The organism is Mesorhizobium sp. M7A.F.Ca.US.005.03.2.1 (genome assembly GCF_003997795.1).
Lineage (GTDB): Bacteria > Pseudomonadota > Alphaproteobacteria > Rhizobiales > Rhizobiaceae > Mesorhizobium > Mesorhizobium ciceri.
In genome coordinates this window covers 1-4,670 of the sequence record NZ_RZRP01000503.1, presented here as the reverse complement: position 1 = coordinate 4,670, position 4,670 = coordinate 1, and the positions used below count along the sequence as shown (strand labels likewise).

The following is a 4,670-nucleotide window of genomic DNA, read 5'->3' as shown; positions in this document are numbered from 1 at the left end:
GCTCTACGATGCCAAGAAGCGCTGGGCGGCCAAGGTGCGGGCCGACGGCACGGTGGCGATCGGCGACAGCGCCGGTTCGATCCACAAGGTCGGCGCCGAAGTGCAGGGGCTGGATGCCTGCAACGGCTGGACCTTCTGGCATTATGAGCGCAGCGGTGGCCTGACCCCGATCGACGAGCTTCGCCGCATCGCGCGGCTCGGCATGGAGCGGGCAGGGGCCTGAGCCCCTGCCAATTGCTTCGAATGCCGTTGATTCAAAGGCTCAACGGATCGCGCGAAGCGATTCAAATCAGGCCTTGATTCCGAGACGTTCAAGGTCTGCTTGAAGCGTCCTTGCGTCGGTGAACAGCACCGATTGCCAGCCTGCCGCCTTGGCGCCGTCGACATTCTTCTGGCTGTCATCGATGAACAGCGTCGCGGCCGGTTCGAGGCCGAATGCGGCGACGTGGTGATCGTAGATGGCTCGGTCGGGCTTGATCTGGCGAATATCGGCCGACACCGTCACGCCGCGCGGACGATTGAGGAAATCGAAGCGCTCGCGGGCCTCGGCCAGCGTGTCGCTGGCGAAATTGGTCAGCATGGTCACGTCGTGGCCGCTCTCGATCAGACCGACCATGATGGCGACGCTGTCCTCATAGGCATGCGGCACCATCTCGTGCCAGTGGCGGCGGAAACCGCGGATGTTTTCCGCGTGATCGGGGTGGTCCGCGATCAGCAGCGCCTCGGCCTCTTCCCAGGTCCGGCCGCGATCCTGCTCGATGTTCCAATCATGCGTGCAGACATTGTCGAAAAACCACTTTCTCTCTTCGGCATCCGGAATGAGGCGGCTGAACGGAATGTTGGGATCGTAGTGGATCAGCACGCGGCCGATGTCGAAAACGATGTGGCGTATTTCAGTCATGGGGCCTCTTTGCACTGTGTGGCGACGGCTTTTTCGTCGCGCCGGGTATCGCAGCCTCGATTGCCTTTTTCATGACAGTCGGCAGCGCCTCGCCGGAAATCTCGTGAGCGAGCGACCAGAAATGCCCGTCTGGCGCATCACCTTTGATGTGAGCGTGAAAGACTTCGAGTTCGAGAGCGAAATGCGTGAAGACATGCGCAATGCGGCCCGCATGCCGCCAGTCGGCGGGAAACGGCGCGGCCGCTTGCGTGGTTGCCCCATCGATCCGCGCGGTCCAGCCTGTCGTCGGCACCTCGGTCATGCCGCCGAGCAAGCCCTTCTCGGCCCGTTTGCGCAGAAGGATGGCGCCGTCGGCCCGTGCGGCGACAAAGGCCGCGCCGTGCCGCTGCGGCTTGTCGGCCTTGGGCAGGCGCACCGGGAAGTACTCGGGATCGCCTGAAACGACCGCGCTGCAGTCTTCGCGTAGCGGGCACAGCATGCAGCGTGGCCGGCGTGGCGTACAGATGGTGGCGCCGAGATCCATCATCGCCTGGGCGAAGTCGCCAGGCCTTATCCCGGGCACCATGCGCTCGACATGGGCGCGGATCTCGGGCTTGGCTTCGCTGAGCGGGGTTGTGATCGAAAACAGCCGGGAGATGACACGTTCGACATTGCCGTCGACAACCGCGGCGGGGCGATCGAAGGCAATCGCCGTGATGGCCGCCGACGTATAGGCGCCGATGCCGGGCAGCTCTCTCAAACCCGTCTCCGTGTCGGGAAACCGGCCGCCACGCTCGGCCACAAGATCGGCACAAGCCTTGAGATTGCGGGCGCGGGAGTAGTAACCGAGCCCCGCCCACGCCTTCATCACGTCCTCGGTCGGCGCCGCGGCCAGCGCCTCGACATCGGGCCATTTCTCGACGAATACCCGGAAATAAGCCTTCACAGCTTCGACGGTGGTCTGCTGCAGCATGACCTCGGAGAGCCAGATGCGGTAGGGATCAGGCCGCACGCCGCGTGCATGCTCACGGGGCGTGATGCGCCACGGCAATTCACGGTGATGCACATCATACCAGCCGAGCAGGCGGGATGCGATATCGTCGCTGACACCGGATGCAGCTGTGCTGCTATCTCCAGATGCAGCTATGCTGCTATCTCCGGATGTGGCTTTGCCACTATCCCAGGATGCGGTCTTGCGGGTCTGGTCTGCTGGTGCCATTGATCTTGTATTGGCCTGGCCGGTATCTGCTGGGTCGTCGCTGGAGGACGTACATGGCAGGGAGAACGCCCTACGGCAATCCCGTCCCGGTCAGCGATCTCGCGACCAGGATCCTCGATCCGGTGCTGCGCAAGCGGGCCGGCATTTCGATCGGCCTCGTCCAGTCATGGGACGAGATCGCCGGCCCGCGGCTGGCCAGCCACTCGCGTCCCGAAAAAATCCAGTGGCCGCGCCGTATGCATGAGGACGATCCGTTCGAGCCGGCCGTGCTGGTCATTGCCTGCGAAGGCATGGCGGCACTTCATCTGCAGCACGAGACGGGCGAGATCATCAACCGGGTCAACGCCTTCCTCGGCTTCACCGCCATCAACCGCATCCGGATCCTGCAGAAGCCGGTGACAGCCGACAAAGGAAAGCGCAGACCGGCCCTGAGACCGCTGACCGCGGCTGAGAAGACGAAATTGTCGGGGACTGTCGGCCTGGTCGATAATGAAGGACTGCGCGCCTCGCTGGAGAAACTTGGCGCGACCATTATTGGGGAGAGAAAATCATAGGCGTCTTGAAGAAAGTCATGGATTCGTCGTCAATATCTCGCTTTCGTGATCGCCCTTGTCAGGTTTCGCGATTGGATTGGGGATCGAGATGCCTTAATTCGCGCCAACTCTCGCCTTTTCGTGTCTTTGCATTGCAAAATCCAACCCTTGTCAGGTGATTCGTATGAACCGTCCCCCGTTTGGCCAAAGCTTGTCTCGCAGAAACGTCCTGTCTTCGCTGGCCGCCATTCCGGCGGTGGCCCTGCTCGCGGCCTGCAGCGACTCTGGCGAGGAGGCGAAGGCTGCGAATGTGAAGCCCGCTGAGCCGGCCGCTCCCGCAAAGCCGGCCACGCCGGCCGCCGCCACCGCGCCGGAAGCCCAGGGCACCGTGGACATGACGGAACTGATGAAGCCTGGCGCGCTGCCCGACAAGCAGCTTGGCAAGGACGACGCCAAGGTCACCATCGTCGAATACGCCTCGATGACCTGCCCGCATTGCGCGCATTTCGCCGAGACCACCTTTCCGGACCTGAAGACCAAGTACATCGACACCGGCAAGGTTCGCTACATCCTGCGCGAATTCCCGTTCGACCCGAGCGCCGAAGCCGGTTTTATGCTGGCGCGCTGCGCCAAGGATAACTATTACCCCATGGTCGACGTCCTGTTCCGGCAGCAGGCGAACTGGGTTGGCGTCCAGAATACCAAGGATGCGCTGCTGCAAATCTCGAAGCTCGCCGGTTTTACACAGGAGTCCTTCGAGGCCTGCTTGACGGACCAGAAACTTCTGGACGATGTGAGATCGGTCCAGAAGCGCGGCGCCAATGAATTCAAGGTCGACTCGACACCGACCTTCTTCATCAACGGTAAGACCTACAAGGGGGCGATGTCGATTGAGGAAATGTCGGCCATCATCGACCCTCTGCTCTGACGTCCAGTCAGCCCTGAGGCGGCGGCGCTTCGGCGTGCGCGGCTTCTCGTCGTGCCGCGACTTCCTTTCGCAAAACCACCGAAATCCGCTTAGCGGGCGGCGCGAATGAAGTTTTCGCGCCTTCGCCTCCTCGGTTTCAAGTCCTTCGTCGAGCCCGGCGAGTTCGTCATCGAACGCGGCCTGACCGGCATTGTCGGACCGAATGGCTGCGGCAAGTCGAACCTTGTCGAGGCGCTGCGCTGGGTGATGGGCGAAAGCTCCTACAAGAACATGCGCGCGTCCGGCATGGACGACGTCATCTTTTCCGGCTCGGGCACTCGGCCCGCCCGCAACACCGCCGAAGTCACGCTTTTCCTCGACAACAGTGACCGCTCGGCGCCTGCTGCCTTCAACGATGCCGACGAACTGCAGGTGTCGCGCCGCATCGAGCGCGAGGCCGGCTCGCTTTACCGTATCAACGGCAAGGAGGCCCGCGCCAAGGACGTGCAGCTTCTGTTCGCCGACCAGTCGACCGGTGCGCGTTCCCCGTCGATGGTCGGCCAGGGCCGCATCGGCGAACTGATCCAGGCCAAGCCCCAGGCACGCCGCGCCCTGCTCGAAGAGGCGGCAGGCATTTCCGGCCTGCACACCCGCCGCCACGAGGCAGAACTGCGGCTGAAGGCGGCCGAGCAGAACCTCGAACGACTGGACGACGTCGTCGGCGAGCTGGAAAGCCAGATCGAAAGCCTGAAGCGCCAGGCGCGCCAGGCCTCCCGCTTCAAGAACCTGTCGGCCGATATCCGCAAGGCCGAAGCAACGCTGTTGCATCTGCGCTGGACGCTGGCCAAAACCCAGGAAGGCGAGGCGCGATCGGCGCTGGCGGTTGCCACGGCACTGGTCGGCGACCGCGCCGCGGCCCAGATGGCCGCCGCCAGGGAGCAAGGCATAGGCGCCCATCGGCTGCCGGACCTGCGCGACGCGGAAGCCGCCGCCGCCGCTGCCTTCCAGCGCCTCTCGATCGCCAAGTCGCAGATCGAAGAGGAAGCCGGCCGCATCCGCGCCCGTCAGAGCGAACTCGAGCGCCGGCTGCAGCAGCTCGACGGCGATATCGCGCGTGAGGAGCGCATGGTC

At 63.6% G+C, this 4,670-nt stretch carries 5 protein-coding genes and 1 pseudogene; 4 read left to right on the top strand and 2 right to left on the bottom strand.

Annotated features, from left to right (window positions below; genetic code table 11):
• A pseudogene (locus EN991_RS24105) lies at positions 1 to 223 on the top strand (modification methylase); the annotation flags it as partial.
• A 66-nt stretch (positions 224 to 289) separates the two neighbouring features.
• Here EN991_RS24105 and EN991_RS24100 read toward each other — a convergent pair.
• A complete protein-coding gene (locus EN991_RS24100) occupies positions 290 to 901 on the bottom strand; it encodes an HAD family phosphatase (RefSeq protein WP_013532757.1) in 612 nt (203 codons plus the stop codon).
• Positions 894 to 2,099: an A/G-specific adenine glycosylase gene (mutY, locus tag EN991_RS24095; protein ID WP_127369699.1), complete on the bottom strand. Its 1,206-nt coding sequence runs from the start codon at positions 2,097 to 2,099 to the stop codon at positions 894 to 896. Before mutY ends, EN991_RS24100 begins: the two co-directional genes overlap by 8 nt.
• Positions 2,100 to 2,152: 53 nt before the next feature.
• Here mutY and EN991_RS24090 point away from each other — a divergent pair, with 53 nt between their 5' ends.
• From EN991_RS24090 to EN991_RS24080, 3 genes are all read left to right on the top strand, one after another.
• The gene (locus EN991_RS24090; RefSeq protein ID WP_013532755.1) at positions 2,153 to 2,653 is read left to right on the top strand and encodes a DUF721 domain-containing protein; all 501 of its coding nucleotides are present in this window, start codon (positions 2,153 to 2,155) and stop codon (positions 2,651 to 2,653) included.
• Positions 2,654 to 2,816: 163 nt separating this feature from the next.
• On the top strand, positions 2,817 to 3,560 hold the full coding sequence (locus tag EN991_RS24085; protein ID WP_013532754.1) for a DsbA family protein: 744 nt from the start codon (positions 2,817 to 2,819) through the stop codon (positions 3,558 to 3,560).
• A 105-nt stretch (positions 3,561 to 3,665) separates the two neighbouring features.
• A partial coding sequence (locus EN991_RS24080; protein WP_164769343.1) for a chromosome segregation SMC family protein occupies positions 3,666 to 4,670 on the top strand: 1,005 nt, incomplete at its 3' end.